Genomic DNA, 23,316 nt, shown 5'->3' on the forward strand with positions numbered 1-23,316 from the left:
CGGGCGGACGCGGCGCGATGGGCACCTACCGCATCGACATGGAAGCGGACATCTACGAGGTGGAGAACACCTTCCACCTGCGCGCGCCGGTCGGGCGGATGGGCAAGCTGCTGGCGCAGGCGGAGCTCTATCGCCGCATCACCGGCCTGCCCGGCGCGGTGGTGGAATGCGGGGTCTACAAGGGGGCATCGCTGATGCGCCTGCTGGCCTTCCGCCGGCTGTTCGAGACCGACGAGTCGCGCACGGTGATCGGCTTCGACGCCTTCGGCCGCTTTCCCGTGGCGGAAGGCGAGGCCGATGCCGGCTTCATCGCGCGATTCGAGGCGGCGGGCGGGCCGGGGATCGCGCGCGCCGACCTGGAGGCCGCCATCGCCGCCAAGGGATTTTCGAACGTCGCGCTGGTGGAGGGCGACGTCTTCGCCACGCTGCCGGCGCATCTGGCAGCGCATCCCGAATTGCGCGTCGCGCTGCTGCATCTCGACATGGATGTCGCGGCGCCGACGCGCTTCGCGCTGGAGCAGCTGGCGCCGCGCATGGTGCCGGGCGGCCTGGTGCTGTTCGACGACTACGGCGTGGTGGCGGGCGCGACGGCAGTGGCGGACGCATTCGCCGCCGCGCGCGGGCTGCGGCTGCAAAAGCTGCCCTTCTATGCGGTGCCGGCCTTCGTGGTGATGTGAGGGGGCACTCAGCCCCCAGCCCGGCCTTCCCCCGTGAACGGGGGAGGGAGAAGTTCGGGCTCCAGCCCCAGCTTCTCGCCCACCGCCCGCAGCAGCGCGTCCTCGACGCCCCAGAGCGCGAGTGTGAAGCGGCTGCCGTGCTGGGCGTCGCCTTCCGCCTCCTCGATCACCGCGCGCTGGTCGAGCTGCACCACCGTCGGCTCGTGCAGGTCGGAGCGGTTCGGGACCATGGCGGCGACGTGGTAAACGATGGTCGGGCGTTCCAGCAGCCAGCTCGGCAGCAACGCGCCGGTGCCCTGGGTGGTCAGCACCAGGTCGCAGGGCGCGATCTCGGCGACCTTCTCATAGGCAGAGCGGCCGAAGAGGCGGATCTCGGATGCGATCGCGACACCAAGGTCCTGCTTGATCGCGGCGATCGCCGCCTCGATGCGGGCCATCACCATGCGGTCCTTCTCCGTCGGCTCGCCGGAGATGGTCCAGCCGTCCCAGGCGACCTCCATCGCCAGGCCGCGCGCGGCGCAGGCGGCGCCGAGGCGGCGAAGGACGAAGCGGAAGACTTCTGCCTGGTTCAGCAGGCGCGCCCGCTCCGCATCCACCGAGAGCATCAAGCGGAAGCGGCCGCCGCGTGCAGGGTCCGCAAGCGCCGACAGGCCGAAGCGGCGGCGCAGCCAGCCCGGCCCCTCCGCGGTCTTGAAGCGGTAGACGCGATGCGCGTCCACGCCGGCATCGAGCAGCGCCAGCGCGGCGCCCGTGCTCTGCAGGCGCTGCACCGGGCCCTCGGCGAGCGTGGGGATCACCGCCAGCGGGTCCATTGCGCACCAGTCCTCGAGCAGCACCAGCAGGCCGCCGCGGCGTCGGAAGCCGATGATGTCGGCCTCGGCGGCGTCGAGATAGGCGAGCGATTCCTTGAGGTAGTGGCCCGGCCGCGGATCGCCGACGACGAGGGCGAGGCGTAGCGCGCCCGCGAGGGCGCGCGCGACGAAGCGTGCGACTCGCTGCGGCTCCGGCAGCAGCAGGCGCAGCACGCGCCAGGTCGCGTTGCGTGGGTCGAGCGCGTTCGGGCGCAGCATCAGGAACAGATCGCGCGCGGGGTAGTACACGCCCTGCGGCAGGCGGCCGACGAAGACGAAGAAGAACAGCTCCCGGTCGTGCAGCGCGAGGTAGATCTGATGCGAATCCGCCAGCACCTCGCCCAGCACCGGCACGTCGCGGTGGTGCAGCGGCGAGCGCAGCAGCCGCGGCCGGCCGGCGAGACAGGCGGCGTGGATTGCGCGCAGATGCTCCAGCCAGGCGGCGGAGCGGTAGGCCTTCACGTCCTCGGGCAGCGGGCGAGGCAAGTCTGAGGGCCAGTCGCGGCCGCCGAGCTGCAGATGGCGGCAGCGCGCCAGCATCGCGTTGATGCCATGCAGCGCCGGGTCGCGCTGCGGGCCGGCGTAGGAAAAGTTCTCGGGTGCGATGCCGCAGAGCGCCGCCAGGGATTCGGCGGCGTCCTGCGGCGAGGCGTGGCGGAGGAGGAGGCTGGAAGCGCCCTCCTCCGCGTGCATGCGTGCCTTACTTCACGATCTTGGCGACGACGCCGGCGCCGACGGTGCGGCCGCCTTCGCGGATCGCGAAGCGCAGGCCCTCATCCATGGCGATCGGCGCGATCAGCTCGACATCCATCGTCACGTTGTCGCCCGGCATCACCATCTCCGTCCCCTCCGGCAGCTTCACCACGCCGGTGACATCGGTGGTCCGGAAGTAGAACTGCGGACGGTAGTTCGTGAAGAACGGCGTGTGGCGGCCGCCTTCCTCCTTCGTCAGGATGTAGGCCTCGGCCAGGAAGTTCGTGTGCGGCGTGATCGAGCCCGGCGCGGCCAGAACCTGCCCGCGCTCCACATCCTCGCGCTTCGTGCCGCGCAGCAGCGCGCCGATGTTGTCGCCCGCCTCGCCGCTGTCCAGCAGCTTGCGGAACATCTCGACGCCCGTGACCGTCGTCTTCACCGTCGCCTTCAGGCCGACGATCTCGACTTCCTCGCCCACCTTGATGATCCCGCGCTCCACGCGGCCCGTCACCACCGTGCCGCGGCCCGAGATCGAGAACACGTCCTCGATCGGCATCAGGAAGGGGCGGTCCTTCGGACGCTCCGGCTGCGGGATGTAGGCGTCCACCGCCTCCATCAGCTTCAGGATCGCCTGCTCGCCGATCTCCGGCTGCTTGTCCTCCAGCGCGCACAGCGCCGAGCCCTTGATCACCGGGATGTCGTCGCCCGGGAACTGGTAGGAGGACAGCAGCTCGCGCACCTCCATCTCCACCAGCTCGACCAGGTCGGGGTCCGCCATGTCCATCTTGTTCAGGAACACCACCAGCGCCGGAACGCCCACCTGGCGCGCCAGCAGGATGTGCTCGCGCGTCTGCGGCATCGGGCCGTCGGCGGCCGACACCACCAGGATCGCGCCGTCCATCTGCGCCGCGCCCGTGATCATGTTCTTCACGTAGTCGGCGTGGCCAGGGCAATCCACGTGGGCGTAGTGGCGGTTCGTCGTCTCGTATTCGACATGCGCCGTCGAGATCGTGATGCCGCGCGCCTTCTCCTCCGGCGCCTTGTCGATCTGGTCATACGCCGTGAAGGTCGCGCCGCCGGTCTTCGCCAGAACCTTGGTGATCGCCGCCGTCAGCGACGTCTTCCCATGGTCCACGTGACCGATCGTCCCGATGTTGCAGTGCGGCTTGTTCCGCTCGAATTTCGCCTTGGCCATCGCCCTGGTTTCCCGACGCGCAAGAAGGTGGTGTCCGGTGGCCTGCCGCCCGACCGTCTGCGCGCCAAACCCGGGCGGGCTGGAGCGGGTGACGGGAATCGAACCCGCACAACCAGCTTGGAAGGCTGGGGCTCTACCATTGAGCTACACCCGCGCCCGGCACGCCTTCTGGTGAGATGGGGCGCGTCCTAGCCGGCCTGCAAGACAGGCACCCGCGTCGTTCACGGACCGAGACGGGAATGGAGGGGGTTGGATTCGAACCAACGTAGGCGAAGCCAACGGATTTACAGTCCGTCCCCTTTAGCCACTCGGGCACCCCTCCGTGCGTCCGGCGAGAGCCGGCCTGACACGATTCCGTCGCGGCCCGACAGTGCGGGCCGCGGGGACTAGCCCCATGGCCGCGCCGCTGTCAACGCCGCGCCGCATCGGAGCGGGGCGGCGCGGCGGCGCTGGACTTGTCGCGCGCCAGGCGCAGGATGGCGGGATGCGCCGCCCGCCTCCCCGCCGCCCCGGTCCGCCCGGTCCCCGCCCGCCGAAGGCAGGGGGACCGCCGGCACGCAAGGGTCCGCCGCGGGAGGCCGAGGCCCCCGCCCCCTCCCCGCGCGGCCGCGACCGGCGCGGCATGGGCGATCCCCGGCCGGGCCGCGCCGCGGAGCCGCCGCCGCCCCAGGCGCGCGCCGCCCGCCCCGCGGAGCGCGAGGCGACGCCGCCCGGCGCGCTCTGGCTGCACGGGCTGCATGCGGTGGCCGCGGCGCTGCAGAATCCGCGCCGCCGGCTCAAGCGCCTGCTGCTGACCGCGGACGCCGCCGCCGAACTGGCGAAACGGGTCGAGCGGCCCTGGCGCGTGCAGGCGGAGATCGTGGACCGGCAGCGCTTCCAGACCTTCCTGGCCGAGGACGCGGTCCACCAGGGCGCCGCGCTGCTGGCCGAGCCGCTGACGCCGCTCGCGCTGGACCAGGCGATCGCGCGGTCCGACGGGCCGGTGCTGCTGCTCGACCAGGTGACCGATCCGCGCAACGTGGGCGCGATGCTGCGCTCGGCGGCGGCCTTCGGCGCCGCCTGCGTGGTGATGCAGGACCGCCACGCGCCGCCCGAGACCGGCGCGCTGGCCCGCGCCGCCTCCGGCGCGCTGGAGATCGTGCCGATCGCGCGGGAGGTGAACCTTTCCCGCGCCATCATGACGCTGCAGAAGGCCGGCTTCTGGGTGCTGGGCCTGGCCGGCGACGCGACGCTGACCCTCGCCCAGGCCGCGCCGCGCGACCGGCGCGTGGCGCTGGTGCTCGGCGCCGAGGAATCGGGGCTGCGGCGGCTGCAGCGCGAAACCTGCGACGAGCTGGTGCGCCTTCCCATCGCACCCGGCGTCGAGAGCCTGAACGTCGCCGCCGCCGCCGCGGTCGCGCTGTATGAGATGGCGCGCGACCGGCCGCTTGCGGCGCCGGCAGAGACCGAGGAGGAGACCGAGGCATGACCAGCGCCGCCGCCGAGGCGATCCTCGCCGCCCGACGCGAGGGACGCGTGCTGCTGCCGCTCGGCGCCGCCGCACCGGCCGATGTCGCCGCGGGCTACGCGGCGCAGCGGGAGGTCGCGCAGGCGCTCGGCGCGGTGCCGCCTGCGGGGTTCAAGATCGGCGCGACGACGAAGCAGATGCAGGCGTATCTGGGCCTCTCGGGCCCCGCCGCGAGCTTCGTCCCGGCGGAGGGCGTGCAGGCCAGCCCGGGCAGCTTCCGCTTCGCGGAGCTGATCGCGCCGGGCGTGGAATGCGAGGTGGGGCTCCGGCTCGGCACGGATCTGCCCGCCGGCCCCTGCACGCGCGAGAAGGCCGCGGCGGCGGTGGCGGAGGTCTTCGCGGCGATCGAGATCGTGGAGAAACGCTACACGGACCTCGCTGAGCTCGGCACGCCGGCGCTGATCGCCGACCAGGTGTTCCACCGCGGGGGCGTTCTGGGCGCGCCGGCGGCGGGGTGGCGCGAGGCCGATCTCGGCGCGATCCGCGGGCGCATCACGGTGGATGGCGCGCTGCGCGGCGAGGGGGTGGGTGCGGACCTGCTCGGGCACCCCTTCGAGGCGCTGGCCTGGCTGGCGGCCTCACCTGCCGCCGCGGTGTTCGGCGGGCTGCGGGCGGGGCAGGTGGTGTTCCTGGGCTCCGTGACGCCGCCGATCTGGCTGGACGGGCCGTGCCAGGTGACGGTGGAGTTCGACGTGCTGGGTCGGGCGGAGCTGCGGCTGGTCTGAGCGGCCGCGCGCCGTCCGGTCGCCGGGCGGGCTGCGTCGGGAAGCTTTACGATTTGCCCGCAGAGCCGACGGCGCGACGGCCAGCCCGTTGATGTCGCTCTTGCTCCGTTCCTGGCCCGGAGATTGCTTCGACGATGCGAGGCCTGCACGAAGTCCTTCCGTGCTGCGGCGCAGCTGGAAGCACGAAAAGGAAGACATGCGATTCCTGCGTCTCGCGGCCCTGCTCTGAACAGCTGGACCCTGGTGGCCGGCGCGATCACCGGTTCGATTTCGTTTTGTTCGGAGATGCCAATATCTCGCCGGCTGTCACCTGCTGCACCTTCGGGATTAACAACCAGTCCGCGCCCAACTTTGCCACCGGCAATAGTTCCACGCCCACGATCACCTTCACCCGGGTCCAGGCGCCCGTGGGCGTGCCGGAGCCGGCGACGGCGCTGATCCTCGGCCCGGCGCTCCTGCTCGGCGGGCTCGCCCTGCGGCGCCGCCATGCGGCGGGCTGAGCGGGCGGTCTTCACCGCTTGGCAAGACAGGCCGTGGCAGCGTGGCGCTGCCGCGGCCCCTTGCGCGGTTCCTCGCCAGGATGGCGCCCCCGAGATCCGGAGCGTCATGCGAACCGCCCCCAGTTGGAACACCCTGCCCGAGGAATTGCAGCTCGTGCTCTCGCGCGAGGCGCTGCGGCGGGCGGCCGAAACCCTCGCCGAGCACGCGGAGCTGCTGGCCGAGGAGATGGAACGCGGCACGCTGACCGATCGCGGCGGGCCGGATGCGCTGCGGCTGTTCGCGGCGGTGGTGCGGGCGACGAATGACGACGCCTTCGGGCCGGTGGGGCATGCCTGAAGGGGCTTGTTGAGCGAAGCGCCCTGTCGCGCTAGGTGTCGCGGCGCGCCGGGTTAGCACAGCGGTAGTGCAGCGGTTTTGTAAACCGAAGGTCGGGGGTTCAAATCCCTCACCCGGCAGGGCACTCAGCCCAGCTTATCCACAGGCATCCGTGCATTGCGGGCCGGCGTGCATGCCGTTGGCAAGCCGCCGCGACGCAGCGCCGCCGAGGCGATGCCTGCGAGCCCGGCGCGCGGACAGTTTGGCTTGATGGATGGGGCGACAGGCACCAAGATCAGTGGGCGGCACTCCGCCGGAAACCATGAAGGAAGCGGTCATGTCCTGGAAAAAGCCCAAGATTGTCGAGGTCTCTCTCGCACTCGAGATCAACAGCTACGCCTCGGCTGAGATCGGCTGAGGCGGCTGCCGGAGCCCGACTGCATGCTCCGGTGCGTTGTGCTTGGCGCCGGTGCTGGCGGCGGGTTCCCGCAATGGAACTCTGCCGGCGCCGGATGCCGGAGGGCCCGCAGCGGCGACCCGGCCGCTCTGCCGCGTAGCCAGGCGAGCCTGGCGGTTTCCGCCGACGGAGAGACCTGGGTCCTGGTGAACGCCAGCCCGGACCTGCGGAGCCAGATCGCGGCCACGCCGGTCCTGCACCCGCGCGCGGCGCCGCTGCGCAACTCCCCCGTTGCCGCAGTCGTGCTGACCGGGGCCGAGGTGGATGCGGTGATGGGCCTGCTGCACCTGCGGGAGCGCCACGCCTTCACGATCCATGCCGCGCCGCCGACGCTTGCGGTGCTGGACGACAACCCGATCTTCCGCGCGCTCGACCCGGCCTTCGTGACACGCTGCGCCATGCCGCTCGATGAGCCGTTCGAGCTGTGCGGCGTCACCCTCACCGCCTATGCGGTGCCGGGCAAGGTGCCGCTCTTCGCGGAGCAGGCGGTGGACCCGGGGCCTGCCGATTCGGGCGAGGCGATCGGCCTCGCGCTCTCGGCCGGGGGCGGGACGCTGCACTACGTCCCGGGCTGCGCCCGCATGACGAACGATCTGCGTGCGCGGCTCCAGGGCGCGGCCTGCGTGATGTTCGACGGCACGCTGTTCGATGACGAGGAGATGATCCGGCTCGGCGCCGGGCCCAAGACGGGGCGGCGCATGGGCCACATGCCGATGACCGGGCCAGGCGGCACGCTGGACGCCTTCGCCGGCATCGCGGTCGGACGCCGCATCTTCGTCCACGTCAACAACACGAACCCGGCCCTGCTGTCCGACAGCCCGGAGCGCGCGCAGCTCGCCGCGGCCGGGTGGGAGGTGGCGGAGGACGGGATGGAGCTTACGCTGTGACGACGCCGATGAGCCCGGACGAGCTGGAAGCGGCGCTGAACGCCATCGGTGCCGAGCGGTATCACATCCACCACCCGTTCCATCACCTGCTGCATGGCGGGAAGCTGAGCAAGGGGCAGGTCCAGGCCTGGGCGCTCAACCGCTACTACTATCAGGCCTCGATCCCGGCGAAGGACGCGTCGCTGCTGGCGCGGCTGCCGACGCCGGAGCTCCGCCGCGAATGGCGCCGGCGGCTGGAGGATCATGACGGCGACGGGGTGCATCCGGGCGGCGTCGAGCGCTGGCTGGCGCTGACGGACGGGCTCGGCCTCGATCGCGACTACGTCGTCTCGCTGCGCGGCCTGCTGCCGGGGACGCGCTTCGCCGTGGATGCCTATGTGCGCTTCGTGCGGGAACGGACGCTGCTGGAGGCGATCGCGTCGTCGCTGACCGAGATGTTCTCGCCCAACATCATCTCCCAGCGTGTGTCCGGCATGTTGCGGAACTACGACTTCGTGACGGAGCAGACGCTGGCCTATTTCAAGCCGCGGCTGACGCAGGCGCCGCAGGATGTCGCCTTCGCGCTGGACTACGTGAAGGTGCATGCCGACACGGCGGAGAAGCAGCAGGCCGTGCTGGATGCGCTGCGCTTCAAATGCGACCTGCTCTGGGCGCAGCTCGATGCGCTGCACTTCGCCTATGTCGCGCCCGGCCTGCCGCCGCCCGGCGCCTTCATCCCCGGCGACACGGTGCGATGATCCCCCGCTTCCCCCGCGGCGTCCGCCTGCAGGAGGACAAGGCGCGCGGCCGCTGGATCGTGATGGCGCCGGAGCGGATGTTCGTCCCCGACGACACGGCGCTCGAAGTGCTGCGCCTGGTGGATGGCGCGCGCGATGTCGGCGCGATCGTGGATGCGCTGGCCGCGAAGTTCGACGCGCCGCGCGCCGAGATCGAGGCCGATGTCGCGGCGATGCTGGACGACCTGGTCGCGAAGGGCGCACTGGCGTGGTGAACGCGCCGCTCGCGCTGCTGGCGGAGCTGACGCATCGCTGCCCGCTGCGCTGCCCCTACTGCTCCAACCCGGTCGAGCTGTCGCGCGCCTCGGCGGAACTGGCCACTGCCGAATGGGCGCGGGTGTTCCGGGAGGCCGCCGATCTCGGCTGCCTGCAGGTGCATCTGTCTGGCGGGGAGCCGACGGCGCGGCGCGACATCGTGGAGATCGTCGCGGCGGCGCATGAGGCGGGGCTCTACACCAACCTCATCACGGCAGGCGTGCTGCTGGATGCGGCGCTGATGCAGCGCCTGGTCGCCGCCGGACTCGATCACGTGCAGCTCTCCGTGCAGGACGCGGAGGAGGCGGGGGCGGAACGCATCGGGGGCATGAAGGGCGCTCATGCGCGGAAGGCGGACGCCGCGCGGCTGGTGCGCGAGGCCGGGCTGCCGCTGACGCTGAATGCCGTGGTTCACCGGCAGAACCTGCACAATCTGCCCGCGCTGATCGCCCTCGCGCTGGAGTGGGGCGCGGGCCGCATCGAGGTGGCTCATGTGCAGTACTACGGTTGGGCACTCGCGAACCGCGCCGCGCTGCTGCCGACGCGCGCGCAACTCGACGAGGCGACGCGCATCGTGGAGGCGGCGCGCGCCGCGCATCGCGGACGGCTCGTGCTGGACTACGTCGTGCCGGACTACCACGCGGCGCGGCCCAAGGCCTGCATGGGCGGCTGGGGCAGCCGCTTCCTCGCCGTCTCGCCGGCCGGGCGCGTGCTGCCCTGCCACGCGGCCGAGTCCATCGCCGGCATGGTCTTCCCGAATGTGCGGGAGGTCTCGCTGCACGAGGCCTGGTATCGCGGCGAGGCGTTCGAGCGGTTCCGCGGCACCGCCTGGATGCCGCCGCCCTGCCGCGGCTGCGCGAACGCCGAGAAGGACTGGGGCGGATGCCGCTGCCAGGCCTTCGCGCTGACCGGCGAGGCGGCGAACACCGACCCGGCCTGCGTCCTCTCGCCCCATCACGGCCTGTTGGCGGCAGCGGTGGCCGAGGCTGGGCAGGCGGAGTTCCGCTACCGCGGCGTCGCGTGATGCCGGGCGCGGTCCGGCGCCGCGGACCACGAAGGCAGCCCGCATGGCCTGACATGCCCGCGCTTCGCAGGTCCGGTGCGGAGGGGTAGAACCGCGCCATGCTGGATGCCGCAAGCCCCCCGACCGGGCTCGATGTGCTGGAAGCGCGCCTGCGCCAGGACCTCGCCTGGCTCGAGCTGCCCGCGAAGCCCTGGGTGCCGCCGCGCAGCCATCGCGGCGAACCGGTCGCCGATGTCGCGATCATCGGCGGCGGCATGTGCGGCCTGGTCGCGGCGGCAGCGCTGCGCCTGCTGGGCATCGCGCGCATCCGCGTGCTGGACCGCGCAGCGGAGGGCCAGGAAGGCCCCTGGCTCAGCTATGCGCGGATGGAGACACTGCGCTCGCCGAAGACGCTGGCGGGCCCCGCGCTCGACCTTCCCGCGCTCACCTTCCGCGCGTGGTTCGAGGCGCAGCACGGCGCGGGGGCCTTCGCCGAGCTCGGCAAGATCCCGCGCGCGATGTGGATGGACTACCTGGTCTGGTACCGGCGGGTGATGGGGATTGAGGTCGAGAACGGCGTCACCGCGACGCTGATCCGGCCCGAGGGCGAGGACCTTCTCGCGCTGGAGACCGAGGGCGCGGGCACCGTGTTCTGTCGCCGGATGGTGCTCGCCACCGGGCGCGACGGGCTCGGCGGCGCCTTCCTGCCGGAGGTCGCGCTCGCCCTGCCGCGGCATCTGCGCGCCCATTCGCGCGACGCCATCGATTTCGCCGCGCTGGCCGGCAAGCGCGTGGGCGTGGTCGGCGCCGGCGCCTCGGCGATGGACAATGCGGGCGAGGCGCTGGAAGCGGGCTGCGCGCGGCTCGACATGTTCGTCCGCCGCCCCGCCCTGCCGCGCGTGAACAAGTTCACCGGCATCGGCAGCCCGGGCGTGGTGCATGGCTTCGAAGGCCTGCCCGACGCATGGAAATGGCGTTTCCTCGACTACGTCTTCCGCAGCCAGACGCCGCCGCCGCGCGACAGCACGCTGCGCGTGGCGCGCCATCCGCATGCCCATCTGCACCTCGGCAGCCCGATCCTGCGCGCCGCGGAGCAGGATGGCGCGATCCGGCTGGAGACGCCGAAGGGCCGCTTCGGGCTCGACTTCCTGATCTTCGCCACGGGCTTCCGCGTCGACCTGGCGTCGCGCCCGGAGCTTGCACTGCTCGGCCCGCATATCCGCTTCTGGAGCGACCGCTTCGCGCCGGCGCCCGAGGAGGAGAACGAGGAACTCGCCGCCTCGCCGGATCTCGCGCCCGACTTCGCCTTCCAGGAGAAGGTGCCGGGCGCCTGCCCCGCGCTCGCGCGCGTGCACTGCTTCAACTATCCGGCCACGCTGAGCCACGGCAAGCTTTCGGGCGACATCCCCGCCGTGAGCGCGGGTGCGCAGCGCCTGGCGCGCGGCATCGCGCGCGCCTTGTTCATCGAGGACCGGGCGCTGCACTTCGCGGCGCTGCAGCGTTTCGAGACGCCGGAGCTGCTCGGCGACGAATGGCCCGAGCGGCCCTGACGAGGAAGGAGTGGAACCGGCGTGGCGGACCTGATCGACAGCCTGCTCGGCATCGCGCCCGACAGCCCGCTCGGCGCGCTGCGGCGCCGCCGGCCGGAGGCGCTGCGCCATGCCGAGGGCGCGTTCCGCGAGCTGTTGCTGCCCGAGGATCCGGGCGGCCTGAGCCGCGCGGAGCGCGCGGCGCTGGCGTTGCGCGTTGCGCTGAAGGAAGGCGATGCCGCCCTGGCCGCGCGCTTCCGCGCGCTGCTGGTCGCGGCCGGCGGCGCCGGGATGGCGGCAGAGGTCGAGGCGCCCGGCGCGCCGCAAGGCGAAGGCCGCCTCGCCGCGCTGCTGCGCTATGCCGACAAGGTCGCGCTGGCGCCGGAGGGCACGACGCGCGCCGACCTCGATGCGCTGGCCGCGATGGGCCTCACCTCGCGCGATATCGTCGCGGCGACGCAGCTCATCGCCTTCGTGCCCTACCAGGTGCGCGCCATCGCGGGCCTGCGCGCCATGCTGCAGGAGATGCCGCGATGAGCCGCTTCACGCTGAAGGCGGTCGGCTGGCGGCCGCGGCTGGAGCCGGTGAAGGCCGAAACCGCGACGCCCGCGCAGCTTGCCGCGCTGGACGCCTGCCCGCCCGCGCAGCGGCGCTCCGCCTATTTCCTGACGCTGGCGCACGATCCGGGCTCGCTCGGCGAGCGCGGCGCGCTGTTCAACATCGTCATGTATGCCGAAGGCGGCCTGCCGCGCGCGGACCGCGAGCTGGCGACGGCCGTCGTCTCCATGGTGAATGGCTGCGTCTTCTGCACATCCGTCCATGCGAAGCGCTTCGTCGAGCTCACCGGCGACGAGCCCGCGATGCAGCGCATCCTCGACGAGGGCTGGGCGGAGGAACCCGATCCGCGCCGACAAGCCGTGGCAGCCTTCACCGAAGCGCTGACGCGCACGCCCGGCGCGGTTACCGCCGAGGATATCGCGAAGCTGCGCGCGGCGGGGCTGGACGAGCTCGAGATCCTCGACCTCGTCCATGCCGTCGCGATGTTCGCCAACGCGAACCGCCTGATGCTCACGCTCGGCGACCCGCTGCTGCCGAAGCAGATGTAGCGCCGGCGCGCGGCGTCATGGCCGCGCCTCCAGCACCATGTTGAAGGGCGTCTCGGCGGCGCGGCGCACGCGCCCGAAGCCGGCCTTGCCCATCACCTCGCGCAGCCGCGTCTCGCCGGCCTGCGCGCCGAGCGCCATGCCGACCTCCTGCGACTTGGACGTCGGGATGCAGATCATGGTCGAGCCGGCGTAGTAGAGCCGGCCGACAGGGTTCAAATTGTCCTCCAGCCGGTCGCCTGCCATCGGCTCCACCACCATCCAGCTGCCGTCCGGCTTCAGCATGCGGCGCACATGCGCCGCCGCGCTCACCGGGTCGCCCATGTCGTGCAGGCAGTCGAAGAAGGTCACCAGGTCGAAGCGGCCATCGGCCGGCGTTCCGGTGGCCTGCGCCACCTCGAAGCGCGTATTCGCCTCGACGCCGTGCTCGCGCGCATGCTCGCGCGCGGACTCGATCGAGGGCGGGTGGTAGTCGTAGCCGGTGAAGCGCGAATTCGGGAACGCCTTCGCCATGATCACGGTGGACCAACCGGCGCCGCAGCCGACATCGGCGACCTCCGCGCCGTTCTCCAGCTTCGCCTTCACCTCCTCCAGCGCGGGTAGCCAGGACTGCACCAGGTTGTTGTGGTAGCCGGGCCGGAAGAAACGCGCCGTGGCGCACCACAGGCAGCCCGAGAGATCGCCCCAGGCCACGCCCTCGCCGGAGCGGAAGGCGGCCTCCACCTTCGGGTGGCTCTGCTGCATCGCGGCCATCAGGTCGAAGGCGCCCAGCATGTTCACCGGGCTGTCGTCCTCGGCGAAGATCATCGCCTGCTCGGGCGTCAGCGCGAAGCGCCCGCTCTCCGGGTCGTAGGCGAGGTAGTTCGACGCGGCCTGGTGGGAGAGCCATTCGCGCAGGTAGCGCTCATCCACCCGCGCCGCGCGCGCCAGCTCCGCGCTGGTCATCGGCCCGTTCTCGCGGAGCGCCCGGTAGAGGCCGAGCGCGTCGCCCATGCGCACCATCGTGACGCTGGCGGCGCCGCCGAGGTCGCCCAGCATCTGGTGCACCAGCGAGTTCAGCTTGTCGTCGTCGATCCCCGGCTGGATCGTGGCCGCGCTGCCCATGCGTGTCCTCCCGCGTCGCATGACCCCGGCGCCGGCACGCTGCGCCGACGCACGCGGAACGGTCAACGACGGAAGGCGCCGGCGCGCGCACGGCTGCGTGCGCGGGCCGAACTGCGCCGCGCGGTCAGTTCACCCGCGCGCCGGAGATCCGCACCAGCTCGGCGTGGCGGGCGATCTCCTCGCGCAGGTACTGCGCGAGGCGCTCCGGCGTGCCGCCGCCGTCGAGCGCCATGCCAGCCGCCTCGAGCCGCTGGCGCGCCTCGGGGTCGGACAGGATCTCGTTGGACAGCGCGTTGATGCGCTGCACGAGCGCCGGATCGGCGCCGCGCGGCAGCATCAGGCAGAACCAGGTGCCGAAGGCGAGACCCGGCATGCCGAGCTCCGCCGTCGTCGGCACGTCCGGCAGCTGCGGCACGCGCGTGTCGGACAGGACGGCGAGCGCGCGCACGCGCCCGGCGGTCACCAGCGGCTGCGCGCCGGTGATCAGGTTGAACATCGCCTGGATGCGGCCGGAGATGAGGTCCGTCGTCGCCTGCGCCGGCGCCGTGTAGGGCACATGCGTCAGCTGCGTCCCGGTGCGCGAGGCGAAGAGCTCCGCCGCGAGGTGCATGGAGGAGCCGTTGCCGGTGCTGCCATGATTGATCGCGCCGGGATTGGCGCGGGCATGCGCCGCGAAACCGGCGAGGTCGCGCGCCGGGAAGTCGTTGTTGACGATCAGGATGTTCGGCACGCTGCCGAGCAGGATCACCGGCGCGAAATCGCGCTGGGGGTCGAAGGGCATGTCGGCATACATGGCGGGGTTCGTCGCCATCGTGCCGGCCCAGGTCCAGAGGATGGTGTAGCCGTCCGGCGCGGAGCGCGCGGCCGCCAGCGCGCCGACATTGCCGGCCGCGCCGCCGCGGTTCTCGATGATCACCCGCTGGCCGACGCGCTTCTCCATCTCCTGCGCGAAAATGCGGGCCAGGGCATCGGCCGTGCCGGCGCCGCCCGGCGCGGGCACGATGATCCTGACCGGGCGCGAGGGCCATCCGGCCGCGCCGTCCTGCGCGAAGGCCGGGCCGGCCGCGGCGGCAGCCAGGGCGGAAAGCGCCATGCGACGGGATATCGTCATGTGCGGTCCTCCGTCTCCCTTCGCGCGAAGCTAGGCGATCCGCAGGCGCGATGCGAGGCTGCGCAATACGACGTGGGGGAGAGGCGCCATGACGGGCAGGGACGCAAGGCGATGCGGCTGAGCGTGCTGGGCGCGGGCGCCATCGGTCCCGCAGCGGCCGCGCTCGCGGCGTCGCGCGGGCACGAGGCGGTGCTGTGGTCGCCCTCCGGCCGCGGCACGATGGGCCTCGACGGCAGGATCGCGGCGGAGGGTGCGTTGTCGGGCGTCTTCCCGCTGCGCGTCGCTCAGGGGCTGGAGGAGGCGCTGGCCAGCGCCGATGCCGTGCTGCTCGCGGTGCCCGCCTATGCGTTTCCCGCGCTGCTGCCGCGGATCGCGCAGGCCATGCCGGCCGGGCTGCCGCTGCTGATCGCGCCCGCCGCGTCGCTCGCGCCGCTGGCCTTCGAGGCGCTGCGCGCAGGGCTCGGGCCGCGCGCGCCGGTGGGCGCGCTGGCGACGACGCCGCTCACCGCGCGCCGCCTCGCGCCGGATCGCGTGCGCATCCCCGCGATCCGCGCTGCCGTGGACGTGGCGGCGGTGCCCGCGGCCGCCACGCCGGAGATCGCGACACTCGCCACGGCGCTGTTCGGCCATGCCTGCCCGGCGGCGCCCGACGTGCTGCAGCCGGCGCTGGCGAACGCCAATCCGATCATCCATGCCGCCCTCGCGCTGACGAATGCCACGCGCATCGAGCGCGGCGAGGCGTGGCCGCAATACGAGCTGATGACCGAGGCCACCTGCCGCCTGATGTCCGCGCTGGAGGCGGAGCGCGCGGCGCTTGCCGCCGCCCTCGGCTACGTCGTGCCCACGCTGGCCGAGGCTCTGCACCGCGCGAGCGGCGTGCCGCAGGGCAGGCTCGCGGCGATGGGTGCGGCGATCGCCGCCTCGGGCCGCGCCGTCCTCGGCCCCGCGGAGATGGAGACGCGCTACGTCACCGAGGACGTGCCCTATGGGCTGAGCTTCTATCTCTGGCTGGCGGCGGGCCGCGGCGTGGCGATGCCGCGCACCGCGGCGACGGTCGCGGTGCTGGAGGTGCTCTGGGGCCGCGACCTGCGCGCCAATCCGCTGCTCGAAGCGCTCGACGCCGCCGGATTGCCGCGACTGCTGCGCGAGGGGATCGGGCGCTGAGCGACGCGCATTGCGTTCCGCCATGGCGCGCGGCACGCTCGCCGTTCCGGCTCGACAAGGACGCACCGAGATGACGACGGCCGCCCGCCCGACCCGCCGCCTGCTGCTCGCCGGCACGATCGCCACACCGATGCTGGCGCGCGCGCAGGCGCCCTGGGCGCCGGACCGCCCTGTTCGCCTCGTCGTGCCCTTCGCGCCTGGCGGTGCGCAGGATGTGCTCGGCCGTCTCTTCGCCCAGGCCGTCGGTCCCGCGGTCGGGCAGAACGTCGTCGTGGAGAACCGCGGCGGCGCGGGCGGCGTGCTCGGCGCGGAGACGGTCGCGCGGGCGGCGCCGGACGGCACGACACTGCTGCTGGCCACGGCCGGCCAGCTCACCATCGCCAAGGCGATCGGGCGTCGCCTCTCCTACGACCCGATCACGGACTTCGCGCCCGTGATGCACTTGACCGACAGCCCGGTGGCGCTGCTGGCCGCACCGGACCTGCCGCCGCGCGACCTCCCCTCGCTCCTGGAATACTGCCGCAACGCGCCGCAGCCGCTGCCCTATGGCAGCACCGGAACCGGCACCAACACCCACCTGATCATGGAGGACGTGAAGGCGCGCGAGCGGCTGAACCTGGAGCACGTGCCCTATCGCGGCGCGGTGCAGGCCTTCACCGACCTCATGGCCTCGCGCATCGCGCTGATGTTCGTCTCCGTCCCTTCGGTGCTCGGCTTCACCGGCGGGCAGCTGCGCGTGGTGGCGGTGACCTCGCGCGAGCGCTTCCCGGCGATGCCCGCCGTGCCCACGATGATCGAGGGCGGGATGCGCGACTTCGAGGCATCGATCTGGACCGGCCTCGCCGCACCGGCGGGCACGTCGCCGCAGGCCGTGGAGCGCTGGCGCGTCGAGTTCGGCCGCGCCCTCGAGAGCGAGATGGTGAAGCCCCGGCTCGGCGCGCTCGGCGCGATCGCCAATGGCGGCGGCCCGGCCGAGTTCGGCGCGCTTCTGCGCGACGACCTCGCGCGCTGGACCCGCGTCACGGCGCCCCTGGCGCTGAGCGTGGACTGAAACCGGGTCGCATGCCCCGTTGCCGCGCAGGGAGGGCGCTGACGGCCTCGGCGGAAGGCGTTGCGTCGCGGGCGTGACGCGCGGCGAATGCCATGATTCCAGCGGTGGGAATCCTGGCGCATCCGACAGGCGTTTTCCGGCTGCATGATTTGACCGTGACCCACCGCGGCGCGATGCTCGTTTCATGGCGATCACGGCAATCGACCTCGCGGCCGTCGCCGCCGGCATCGGCGGCTTTGTCGTGCAGGGTCAGGATGCGAACGATCAGCTCGGCTTCTCGGGCACCTCAGCCGGTGACCTGAACGGGGATGGTTTCGACGACCTGATCCTGGGCGCCCGGCTCGCCGACGCGGCAGGCAATGCGAAGACGAACGCCGGCGACAGCTATGTGCTGCTCGGCAGGTCCGAAGGCTTCGCCGAGCCGATCGATGCCGCGACGCTTGCCGCCGGCATCGGTGGCTTCGTGATCCATGGCCAGGACGCCGGGGACCTTTCCGGGCAGCCCGTGGCCGCGGCCGGCGACGTGAACAACGACGGGCTGGACGACGTGCTCATCGGCGCCGCCGAGGCGGACGGGCCCGACAACACGCGCTACCTCGCGGGCGACAGCTTCGTCGTGCTCGGCCGATCCAGCGGGCTTGGCCCTGCCATGGACCTCGCGGCGCTCGGGACGCTGGGCTTCGCGCTGAACGGCCCGGGCGCGGGCGATCTCTCCGGCAGCGCGGTGGCGGGCGCCGGCGACGTGAATGGCGATGGCATCGCGGACCTGGTGATCGGGGCGCCGGAAGGCGACGCCGACGGCGACGGCAAGGCGTCCGCAGGCGACACCTACATCGTGTTCGGCCGTGCCCAGGGCTTCTCCGGCCCGGTCGACCTTGCGGGCATCGCTTCCGGAACCAGCAGCGAGGGCATCTACATCCCCGGCGCCTTTGCATCGATCCGATCGGGCCAGGCTGCAGCGCTTGCCGGCGACCTCAATACCGACGGGCTGGACGACATCATCATCGGCGCGCCCGGCCTGTACGCGCTGTCGGGCAGCGGCGATGGTGCCGCCTATGTCGTCTATGGGACACAGGGTGGGCTGATCGACCTGGCCCGCGTCGCGATGGGCGATGGCGGCTTCGCCATCACGCAGGACAACTGGACGACGACCCGGTTCGGGTTCTCCGTGAGCGGGGCCGGCGACATCAACGCCGATGGCCATGCCGACCTGGTCATGGGGAATTACTGGGGCGGGCCGCCGGTGCATGTCGTGCTGGGGCGCGCCGAAGGCTTCGGCGCCGCGATCGAGCTGGATCAGACGGCTCCCACGGCCGGCAACTTCGCCCTGCTGGTGCAGGAAGCGAATGACCGGGCGGGCATGTCGGTCGCCTCCGCGGGCGATGTGAATGGCGACGGCTTCGATGACCTCGTCATCGGTGCGCCGGGCGGCGATGGCGCCGGCAACATGAGGCGCGATTCCGGCGAAGCCTATGTGGTGTTCGGGCGTGCCGACGCAGGCGGCGTCAACATCCGGCTGTCCGACATCGCCGCGGGCATCGGCGGCTTTGCGATCTACGGGCAGGATCCGGGCGACTCCGCCGGCCGTTCGGTTGCATCGGCGGGCGACATCAACGGCGATGGCTTCGATGAACTGGTCATCGGTGCACACGGGGCCGACGGGCCGGACAACACGAAGCCCGACGCCGGCAGCAGCTATGTGGTGTTCGGCCGGGACTTCACCGCCTCGGTCACGCAGCTTGGCACCGCCGCGGCCGAGGTGCTTTCCGGCACGGATGGCGATGACGTGATGGTCGGCGGACTCGGTGACGATACGCTGCTCGGCGGCCGCGGCAAGGATGTGCTGAAGGGTGGGGCCGGCGACGATCTCCTGCGCATCGCGGACCTCGCGGATCGGCGCGTCGAGGGCGATCGTGGCGACGACACGCTGGCGCTCGACGGCGCCGACCTCACGCTCGACCTGTCGCAGATCCCCGACACGCTGCTGACCGGAATCGAGGCGATCGACATCACCGGCAGCGGCGCCAACACGCTGCGCCTCACGCAGCGGGAGGTGCTGAACCTTTCCGATACGTCGAACACGCTGCGGGTCACCGCCAATCCGGACGATACGCTCGATCTGGCGGATGGTGGCTGGACCGATGGCGGGCTTCAGGGCGCGACGCGCAGCTTCACGCAGGGGAACGCGACCGTCGTGCTGGCGGTGGTGCCGTATGGGAACCCGCCCGCCGGCGTGCTGGTCGTCGGCGATGCCGATCCGAACGCCCTGGACGGCGGCGGCGGCGGCGACACGCTGCGCGGCGAGGGCGGCGACGATACGCTGAATGGCGGGACCGGCGCCGACCTGATGCAGGGCGGGCCCGGCAACGACGTGTACCGCGTCGGCGAACCGCAGGACATCCTCATCGAAGCGGGCGCGGATGGCCACGATCTGGTCCGTTCCGCGGTGGACTGGACGCTGGGCGACAATTTCGAGGATCTCCGGCTGATCGGCACGGCAGGCCGCATCGCGACGGGCAATGCACTGGACAACCGGTTGTTCGGGAATGCCGGCGCCAACCGGATGTTCGGCCTCGACGGCGATGACACGCTGGATGGCGGCGCCGGCAACGACACGATGCATGGCGGGGCGGGGAACGACCTCTATGTCGTCGACAGCATCGGCGACTATGTCGATGAGTTCGACGCCGGCGCGGGTGGGCATGACCTTGTCGTCGCGTCGGTCAGCTACACGCTGCATTTCTATCTCGAGGCGTTGCGCCTGGTCGGCACGGCGGACATCGACGGGGCGTGCTGGACCTCCGGCGTCCTCATCGGCAATGACGGGTCGAACCTGCTGACCGGCAGCAATGGCGACGACACGCTCTTCGGCGGCGCGGGTAACGACACGCTCTTCGGCCAGGGCGGCGCGAACAGGCTCATCGGCGGCGCCGGCGAGGACAGCTTCCGCATCGGCGCGCCGATGCAGGCGCGCGACACCATCGTCGGCTTCGTCTCGGGCGAGGATCGGCTTGCGCTTGACGCCATCGGCTTCGGCCTGCCGACCGGCAACCTGGATGGCCTGGTGACGCCGCTCGGCGTGGCGCGCTTCCAGCGAACCGCGGACGGACTCGCCACGGCTGAGGCAGGCGAGTGGCAATTCACCCAGGTCATCGCCACCGGAACCCTGTTCTTCGACGCCGACGGGTCGGGCGCGGGCGCGGGCGTCATCATCGCCAGGCTCGCTGGGGGAGCGGAACTCGCCGCCGGCGACATCTGGATCCTGTAGCCGGCCTGAAGCCAAATCGGGGATCGCGGAGCGGCCCGGCATGTCCCGGGCCAGCGCCCATCGAATCTTGTCCGCCGGTTGTGGCATTCACGACATCTTGTGACGTTCCGCCTGAGCGTTGAGCGATGCTCTTGCGCGGCTCGGCACGCGGCCATCGCGCGCCGACGCCGTGGGAGAGACGGCCATGGCGTCGCCCGATTGCCTCGCGGCCATCGTGCTGCTGCTGGACACCTCGGCCTCGGTGTCCGACCGGCTCTACGTCGCCCAGCGCGACGGCACCGCCTCGGCCTTCGAGACGAGCCAGGTGACGCGCGCCATCGAGGAACAGGGCGCCGTCGCGGCCATGGTGATGGAATTCGCCTTCGTCGCGCTGGTGCGGCTGGAATGGACGCTGCTGCGGGACCGGGCGGACGCCACACGGTTCGCCGCGCGGTTCCGCGCGCTGCAACGGTCCGACCGCACCGGCAACACGGCGGTCGGCCATGCCGTTGCGAGCGCCATGCGGGAACTCTCCTTCGCGCCCTGCGCGCCACAGGCCCGGCTGATCGACATCTCCACGGACGGGATCGAGACGACGCCACGGCTGCCGGCGGCGAAGGCGCGCGAGGCGGCGCTCGCCGAGGACGTGACGATCAACGCGATCCTGTTCCCGCCGCCCCGGGGCGACATGACGGAGGCCGAGGCGGCGGCGGGCCTGGCGGAGGCGGAGGCCTGGCTGCGCAGCCATGTCGCGACCGGCTTCGTGCGGGTCGCGACCGAGGAGGAAGGCTTCGCCCTCGCCTTCCAGCGCAAGGCGGTGACGGAACTCACCGCCATCCGGCGGCGCGAGGCGCGCGGCGTTGACGCCGGGCAGGCCTACGCCACGTCGCCGCGCTTGCCGCGCCTCGGGTCGTTCGCGCCGGGAAGGCTGTCGCCGAGGCCGGTGGTGTCCACGCCGCCGCGATAGGAGGCTGGCATCGGGCCGCCCACGGTGCCGCTGCTGACATTGCCCGCGCCGCCGGCCCAGCCCTCGCGGCGCCAGTCCTCGGTGCGGCGATGCATGTCCACCGGGCCGTGGCCGTCGAGGATGCGCTCGGCCTCGTCGGCGCGGCGCTCCGGCGCGCGCACCACGACCAGGTGGCCGCCGCGGCGCAAGCCCTCGGAATAGGTGCCGGCCTCCTCCTCCCCGAAGCCGGCGGAAACCAGGCCGCCGAGCAGACCGCCCGCCGCGGCGCCGGCGCCGGCGCCGGTGAGCGTCGCGACCAGCCAGCCCGCCGCCACGACCGGGCCGACGCCCGGAATGGCCAGCGCGCCGAGGCCCGCCAGCAGGCCGGCGCCGCCACCAAGCAGCGTGCCGAAGGTGGCGCCGGTTGCGGCACCGGGGGCGGCACCGGTGTCGCCGCGGTTCGCCTCGACCACCCGGTCGCGCTCCGGGCCCATGTAGCTGATGTCGCCCTGCGCGAAGCCCGCCGCTTCCAGCGCGGCCACCGCCGCATGGGCGCTTGCAGAGGTGTCGTAGAGTCGCGCGATGCTGCGTATCGCCATGTCGGATCCTTCCGTTCGGTTGCGCCGGCAGGCTCAGGGCGTGGGCGCGATCCGGCCGCGGAAATCCATCGCCACGCCGGTCGGCTGGCCGTCACGGACGGCGCGGCCACGCCAGATGCCCTGCTCGTCGAGGCGCAGTTGCTGGACATCGCCGAATCCGGCTTCGCCGATGCGCTCGCGGGCCTGCTCCGCGGTGAAGGAGTTGGCGCCCGGCTCCAGCCCGGAGGAGGTTGCACCACCACCTTCGACGGCACGGCCCGGCGTGGCAGCGCCGGCCGCCGGGGCGCGCTGGCTGCCCTGTGTCGTGCCGGTGGTCTGGGCCGGCTGCGTGCCTTGCGCGGTGCCGGTCGCCTGGGTGGGCTGCGTGCCCTGCGTCGTGCCGCTGGTCTGGGCGGGCTGGGTGCCCTGCGTCGCTCCGGCCGGGTTCATGCCCGGTGCCTGTCCGGCCACGCTGCCAGGCGGCATCGGCGAGGGGTTCACCTGCTGCGCCCGCGTGCCGGACTGATGATCGGGAGCACCGGCGGCGGTGCCGGGGTTCATCCCCGGGGCGTTGCCGGCGACGCTGCCGGGCGCCATCGGGGTGGGATTCACGCGCTCCGCGCGCACGCCAGGGACGTTGTTGGCGGGGCCGGCGGCGCCCGGCCCGGGGTTCATGGCCGGCGCGTTCCCGGCGCGACTGCCGGGCGGCATCGGGGTTGGATTGACGTCCTGGGCACGCGGCTGCGCCTGCGCCGCGCCCTGCACGAGAAGCGCCGCGGCCGCCGCCGCGCCGATCAAGCCAACCGCCCTGCGCATCATCCGCTCTCCGTTGCCGTCGCCGCGCCGGCGCATGCGCCCGGCGTGACGTCTCAACGGTTGCGGCCGGCGGCTGTTCGTCGCGCCGCCGGCACGAGGCCACACAGCAGCGCGAGCGCAACGGCCGGCGCCCTCATGGGCAGCCCGGTCATGGCGCCGGCCCGAAGCGCCGGCTGGGCGGCAAAAGACCGGGCTAGTGGACCCTGTGGCCCCGCAGCCGCTCCATCTCCTCCTTCAGTCGCAGCTTTTCCCGCTTCATCCGGCTCAGCTGGTCGGCATCGGGCCGGGGGCGGTTGTCCTCCTCGGCGATGCGCATCTCCAGCGCGGCGTGACGCTCCTCGAGGGCGCGAAGGCGGGCGAGCTCAGCCATGGGCAAGTCTTCCCTGTCCGTTGTCCGCAGGGGCCCGCGGCGGACCGGGGGATCCGGCGGCCCGCCTGGCGGCACCCCCGGCACGCGCATCGCGTGCTCCCCGCGATCCGTCACTTCTGCCCCCACGCCCCGCATGTTATTCCCCCTGGCGGCGGGGTCCAGGGTTTCTTCGGCCCGCCCCCGGTCCGTCCGGCCCCTTTCGGGGCGGCGGGCGCCGGGTGCCGCAACGAAAGATCGGATCCGGGGGCGCATGCTGGCCGACCGCGACAGCCTCCTGCGTCGTCTGCACGAATTGCGCAGCGAGCATCGTGACCTGGATACGGTGATCACCCGGCTGGGCGAGACGGGGGCGGATGCGCTGCAGCTGCAGCGGCTGAAGAAGCGCAAGCTGAAGCTGAAGGACGAGATCGCCTGGCTCGAGAGCCGGCTGATCCCCGACGTGATCGCGTAGATGC

Annotated in this window: 25 protein-coding genes and 3 tRNA genes; 19 read left to right on the plus strand and 9 right to left on the minus strand. The window is 72.5% G+C overall.

Annotated elements, in window-relative coordinates; translation table 11 throughout:
* Positions 1-17: 17 nt before the first annotated feature.
* Positions 18-677, plus strand: a complete 660-nt coding sequence (locus DFH01_RS22610) for a TylF/MycF/NovP-related O-methyltransferase (protein ID WP_109872759.1) — start codon at positions 18-20, stop codon at positions 675-677.
* A gap of 8 nt (positions 678-685) precedes the next feature.
* Here DFH01_RS22610 and DFH01_RS22615 read toward each other — a convergent pair whose 3' ends face one another.
* From DFH01_RS22615 to DFH01_RS22630, 4 genes are all read right to left on the minus strand, one after another.
* Entirely contained in the window at positions 686-2,221 is a 1,536-nt protein-coding gene (locus tag DFH01_RS22615; protein WP_109872760.1) for a hypothetical protein, read from the minus strand.
* Between the two features lie 7 nt (positions 2,222-2,228).
* Complete coding sequence (tuf, locus tag DFH01_RS22620) at positions 2,229-3,416, minus strand: elongation factor Tu (RefSeq protein WP_109872742.1); 1,188 nt, start codon at positions 3,414-3,416, stop codon at positions 2,229-2,231.
* An 80-nt stretch (positions 3,417-3,496) separates the two neighbouring features.
* A tRNA-Gly gene (locus DFH01_RS22625) sits at positions 3,497-3,570 on the minus strand.
* A gap of 86 nt (positions 3,571-3,656) precedes the next feature.
* Positions 3,657-3,738: transfer RNA gene (locus tag DFH01_RS22630), tRNA-Tyr, on the minus strand.
* Positions 3,739-4,038: 300 nt separating this feature from the next.
* On the opposite strand from DFH01_RS22630, the gene rlmB reads away from it, so the two are divergent.
* The 13 genes from rlmB (at position 4,039) to DFH01_RS22695 (ending at position 12,477) form a co-directional block, all read left to right on the plus strand.
* A complete protein-coding gene (gene rlmB, locus DFH01_RS22635) occupies positions 4,039-4,884 on the plus strand; it encodes a 23S rRNA (guanosine(2251)-2'-O)-methyltransferase RlmB (protein ID WP_233256236.1) in 846 nt (281 codons plus the stop codon).
* The gene (locus DFH01_RS22640; protein WP_109872761.1) at positions 4,881-5,648 is read left to right on the plus strand and encodes a 2-keto-4-pentenoate hydratase; all 768 of its coding nucleotides are present in this window, start codon (positions 4,881-4,883) and stop codon (positions 5,646-5,648) included. Before rlmB ends, DFH01_RS22640 begins: the two co-directional genes overlap by 4 nt.
* Before the next feature lie 134 nt (positions 5,649-5,782).
* Positions 5,783-6,148: a PEP-CTERM sorting domain-containing protein gene (locus tag DFH01_RS27910; RefSeq protein ID WP_146217121.1), complete on the plus strand. Its 366-nt coding sequence runs from the start codon at positions 5,783-5,785 to the stop codon at positions 6,146-6,148.
* 106 nt (positions 6,149-6,254) lie between these two features.
* Positions 6,255-6,485, plus strand: a complete 231-nt coding sequence (locus tag DFH01_RS22650) for a hypothetical protein (protein WP_109872763.1) — start codon at positions 6,255-6,257, stop codon at positions 6,483-6,485.
* A 47-nt stretch (positions 6,486-6,532) separates the two neighbouring features.
* A tRNA-Thr gene (locus DFH01_RS22655) sits at positions 6,533-6,604 on the plus strand.
* A gap of 197 nt (positions 6,605-6,801) precedes the next feature.
* Positions 6,802-6,882, plus strand: coding sequence for a pyrroloquinoline quinone precursor peptide PqqA (gene pqqA / locus DFH01_RS29160; RefSeq protein WP_109872764.1), 81 nt, complete (start codon positions 6,802-6,804; stop codon positions 6,880-6,882).
* Between the two features lie 23 nt (positions 6,883-6,905).
* Positions 6,906-7,808, plus strand: a complete 903-nt coding sequence (pqqB, locus tag DFH01_RS22665) for a pyrroloquinoline quinone biosynthesis protein PqqB (RefSeq protein WP_109872765.1) — start codon at positions 6,906-6,908, stop codon at positions 7,806-7,808.
* Positions 7,809-7,816: 8 nt separating this feature from the next.
* Complete coding sequence (gene pqqC, locus DFH01_RS22670) at positions 7,817-8,545, plus strand: pyrroloquinoline-quinone synthase PqqC (protein ID WP_109872766.1); 729 nt, start codon at positions 7,817-7,819, stop codon at positions 8,543-8,545.
* Positions 8,542-8,799 carry a pyrroloquinoline quinone biosynthesis peptide chaperone PqqD gene (gene pqqD / locus DFH01_RS22675; protein ID WP_109872767.1) on the plus strand — a complete coding sequence of 86 codons (258 nt, stop codon included), beginning with the start codon at positions 8,542-8,544 and terminating at the stop codon, positions 8,797-8,799. Before pqqC ends, pqqD begins: the two co-directional genes overlap by 4 nt.
* The gene (pqqE, locus tag DFH01_RS22680; RefSeq protein WP_408609212.1) at positions 8,796-9,863 is read left to right on the plus strand and encodes a pyrroloquinoline quinone biosynthesis protein PqqE; all 1,068 of its coding nucleotides are present in this window, start codon (positions 8,796-8,798) and stop codon (positions 9,861-9,863) included. The genes pqqD and pqqE overlap by 4 nt, the downstream gene beginning before the upstream one ends.
* A 98-nt stretch (positions 9,864-9,961) precedes the next feature.
* Entirely contained in the window at positions 9,962-11,392 is a 1,431-nt protein-coding gene (locus DFH01_RS22685) for an NAD(P)-binding domain-containing protein (protein ID WP_109872769.1), read from the plus strand.
* Positions 11,393-11,413: 21 nt separating this feature from the next.
* Positions 11,414-11,908: a CMD domain-containing protein gene (locus DFH01_RS22690; protein WP_109872770.1), complete on the plus strand. Its 495-nt coding sequence runs from the start codon at positions 11,414-11,416 to the stop codon at positions 11,906-11,908.
* Complete coding sequence (locus DFH01_RS22695) at positions 11,905-12,477, plus strand: peroxidase-related enzyme (RefSeq protein ID WP_109872771.1); 573 nt, start codon at positions 11,905-11,907, stop codon at positions 12,475-12,477. The genes DFH01_RS22690 and DFH01_RS22695 overlap by 4 nt, the downstream gene beginning before the upstream one ends.
* A 15-nt stretch (positions 12,478-12,492) precedes the next feature.
* On the opposite strand, the gene DFH01_RS22700 is transcribed toward DFH01_RS22695, so the two are convergent.
* Complete coding sequence (locus tag DFH01_RS22700; RefSeq protein ID WP_109872772.1) at positions 12,493-13,578, minus strand: class I SAM-dependent methyltransferase; 1,086 nt, start codon at positions 13,576-13,578, stop codon at positions 12,493-12,495.
* Positions 13,579-13,702: 124 nt separating this feature from the next.
* Positions 13,703-14,689, minus strand: coding sequence for a Bug family tripartite tricarboxylate transporter substrate binding protein (locus DFH01_RS22705; RefSeq protein ID WP_109872773.1), 987 nt, complete (start codon positions 14,687-14,689; stop codon positions 13,703-13,705).
* 72 nt (positions 14,690-14,761) lie between these two features.
* On the opposite strand from DFH01_RS22705, the gene DFH01_RS22710 reads away from it, so the two are divergent.
* From DFH01_RS22710 to DFH01_RS22725, 4 genes are all read left to right on the plus strand, one after another.
* A complete protein-coding gene (locus DFH01_RS22710; protein ID WP_146217122.1) occupies positions 14,762-15,853 on the plus strand; it encodes an NAD/NADP octopine/nopaline dehydrogenase family protein in 1,092 nt (363 codons plus the stop codon).
* 70 nt (positions 15,854-15,923) lie between these two features.
* A complete protein-coding gene (locus tag DFH01_RS22715; protein ID WP_158287864.1) occupies positions 15,924-16,904 on the plus strand; it encodes a Bug family tripartite tricarboxylate transporter substrate binding protein in 981 nt (326 codons plus the stop codon).
* A gap of 184 nt (positions 16,905-17,088) precedes the next feature.
* Positions 17,089-20,172: an FG-GAP-like repeat-containing protein gene (locus tag DFH01_RS22720; RefSeq protein ID WP_109872776.1), complete on the plus strand. Its 3,084-nt coding sequence runs from the start codon at positions 17,089-17,091 to the stop codon at positions 20,170-20,172.
* Between the two features lie 184 nt (positions 20,173-20,356).
* The gene (locus DFH01_RS22725; RefSeq protein WP_109872777.1) at positions 20,357-21,118 is read left to right on the plus strand and encodes a DUF1194 domain-containing protein; all 762 of its coding nucleotides are present in this window, start codon (positions 20,357-20,359) and stop codon (positions 21,116-21,118) included.
* Here DFH01_RS22725 and DFH01_RS22730 read toward each other — a convergent pair.
* The 3 genes from DFH01_RS22730 to DFH01_RS28325 form a co-directional block, all read right to left on the minus strand.
* Positions 21,028-21,696 (minus strand): hypothetical protein, encoded by a 669-nt coding sequence (locus DFH01_RS22730; RefSeq protein ID WP_199231355.1) that lies wholly within the window; start codon positions 21,694-21,696, stop codon positions 21,028-21,030. The two genes, DFH01_RS22725 and DFH01_RS22730, sit on opposite strands and share 91 nt — an antisense overlap.
* Positions 21,697-21,729: 33 nt before the next feature.
* Positions 21,730-22,491, minus strand: coding sequence for a hypothetical protein (locus tag DFH01_RS22735; protein WP_146217123.1), 762 nt, complete (start codon positions 22,489-22,491; stop codon positions 21,730-21,732).
* Positions 22,492-22,684: 193 nt separating this feature from the next.
* Positions 22,685-22,861, minus strand: a complete 177-nt coding sequence (locus tag DFH01_RS28325) for a YdcH family protein (protein WP_158287865.1) — start codon at positions 22,859-22,861, stop codon at positions 22,685-22,687.
* A gap of 250 nt (positions 22,862-23,111) precedes the next feature.
* Between DFH01_RS28325 and DFH01_RS22745 the strand changes: the two genes are divergently transcribed.
* Positions 23,112-23,312, plus strand: coding sequence for a YdcH family protein (locus DFH01_RS22745; RefSeq protein WP_109872780.1), 201 nt, complete (start codon positions 23,112-23,114; stop codon positions 23,310-23,312).
* The last annotated feature ends 4 nt before the right edge of the window (positions 23,313-23,316 follow it).

This window comes from Falsiroseomonas bella, from assembly GCF_003173615.1.
Taxonomy (GTDB): Bacteria; Pseudomonadota; Alphaproteobacteria; order Acetobacterales; family Acetobacteraceae; genus Falsiroseomonas; species Falsiroseomonas bella.

Coding starts and splice junctions, on each gene's coding strand:
- DFH01_RS22610 (WP_109872759.1), top strand. CDS start 18: ATGGGCACCTACCGCATCGACATGGAAGCGGACATCTACGAGGTGGAG.
- DFH01_RS22650 (WP_109872763.1), top strand. CDS start 6,255: ATGCGAACCGCCCCCAGTTGGAACACCCTGCCCGAGGAATTGCAGCTC.
- DFH01_RS22640 (WP_109872761.1), top strand. CDS start 4,881: ATGACCAGCGCCGCCGCCGAGGCGATCCTCGCCGCCCGACGCGAGGGA.
- DFH01_RS22695 (WP_109872771.1), top strand. CDS start 11,905: ATGAGCCGCTTCACGCTGAAGGCGGTCGGCTGGCGGCCGCGGCTGGAG.
- DFH01_RS22700 (WP_109872772.1), bottom strand. CDS start 13,578: ATGGGCAGCGCGGCCACGATCCAGCCGGGGATCGACGACGACAAGCTG.
- pqqD (WP_109872767.1), top strand. CDS start 8,542: ATGATCCCCCGCTTCCCCCGCGGCGTCCGCCTGCAGGAGGACAAGGCG.
- DFH01_RS22685 (WP_109872769.1), top strand. CDS start 9,962: ATGCTGGATGCCGCAAGCCCCCCGACCGGGCTCGATGTGCTGGAAGCG.
- DFH01_RS22615 (WP_109872760.1), bottom strand. CDS start 2,221: ATGCACGCGGAGGAGGGCGCTTCCAGCCTCCTCCTCCGCCACGCCTCG.
- DFH01_RS22730 (WP_199231355.1), bottom strand. CDS start 21,696: ATGGCGATACGCAGCATCGCGCGACTCTACGACACCTCTGCAAGCGCC.
- pqqA (WP_109872764.1), top strand. CDS start 6,802: ATGTCCTGGAAAAAGCCCAAGATTGTCGAGGTCTCTCTCGCACTCGAG.
- pqqB (WP_109872765.1), top strand. CDS start 6,906: ATGCTCCGGTGCGTTGTGCTTGGCGCCGGTGCTGGCGGCGGGTTCCCG.
- DFH01_RS22720 (WP_109872776.1), top strand. CDS start 17,089: ATGGCGATCACGGCAATCGACCTCGCGGCCGTCGCCGCCGGCATCGGC.
- tuf (WP_109872742.1), bottom strand. CDS start 3,416: ATGGCCAAGGCGAAATTCGAGCGGAACAAGCCGCACTGCAACATCGGG.
- DFH01_RS22705 (WP_109872773.1), bottom strand. CDS start 14,689: ATGACGATATCCCGTCGCATGGCGCTTTCCGCCCTGGCTGCCGCCGCG.
- DFH01_RS27910 (WP_146217121.1), top strand. CDS start 5,783: ATGCGAGGCCTGCACGAAGTCCTTCCGTGCTGCGGCGCAGCTGGAAGC.
- DFH01_RS22715 (WP_158287864.1), top strand. CDS start 15,924: ATGACGACGGCCGCCCGCCCGACCCGCCGCCTGCTGCTCGCCGGCACG.
- DFH01_RS22725 (WP_109872777.1), top strand. CDS start 20,357: ATGGCGTCGCCCGATTGCCTCGCGGCCATCGTGCTGCTGCTGGACACC.
- DFH01_RS28325 (WP_158287865.1), bottom strand. CDS start 22,861: ATGGCTGAGCTCGCCCGCCTTCGCGCCCTCGAGGAGCGTCACGCCGCG.
- rlmB (WP_233256236.1), top strand. CDS start 4,039: ATGGGCGATCCCCGGCCGGGCCGCGCCGCGGAGCCGCCGCCGCCCCAG.
- pqqC (WP_109872766.1), top strand. CDS start 7,817: ATGAGCCCGGACGAGCTGGAAGCGGCGCTGAACGCCATCGGTGCCGAG.
- DFH01_RS22735 (WP_146217123.1), bottom strand. CDS start 22,491: ATGCGCAGGGCGGTTGGCTTGATCGGCGCGGCGGCGGCCGCGGCGCTT.
- DFH01_RS22745 (WP_109872780.1), top strand. CDS start 23,112: ATGCTGGCCGACCGCGACAGCCTCCTGCGTCGTCTGCACGAATTGCGC.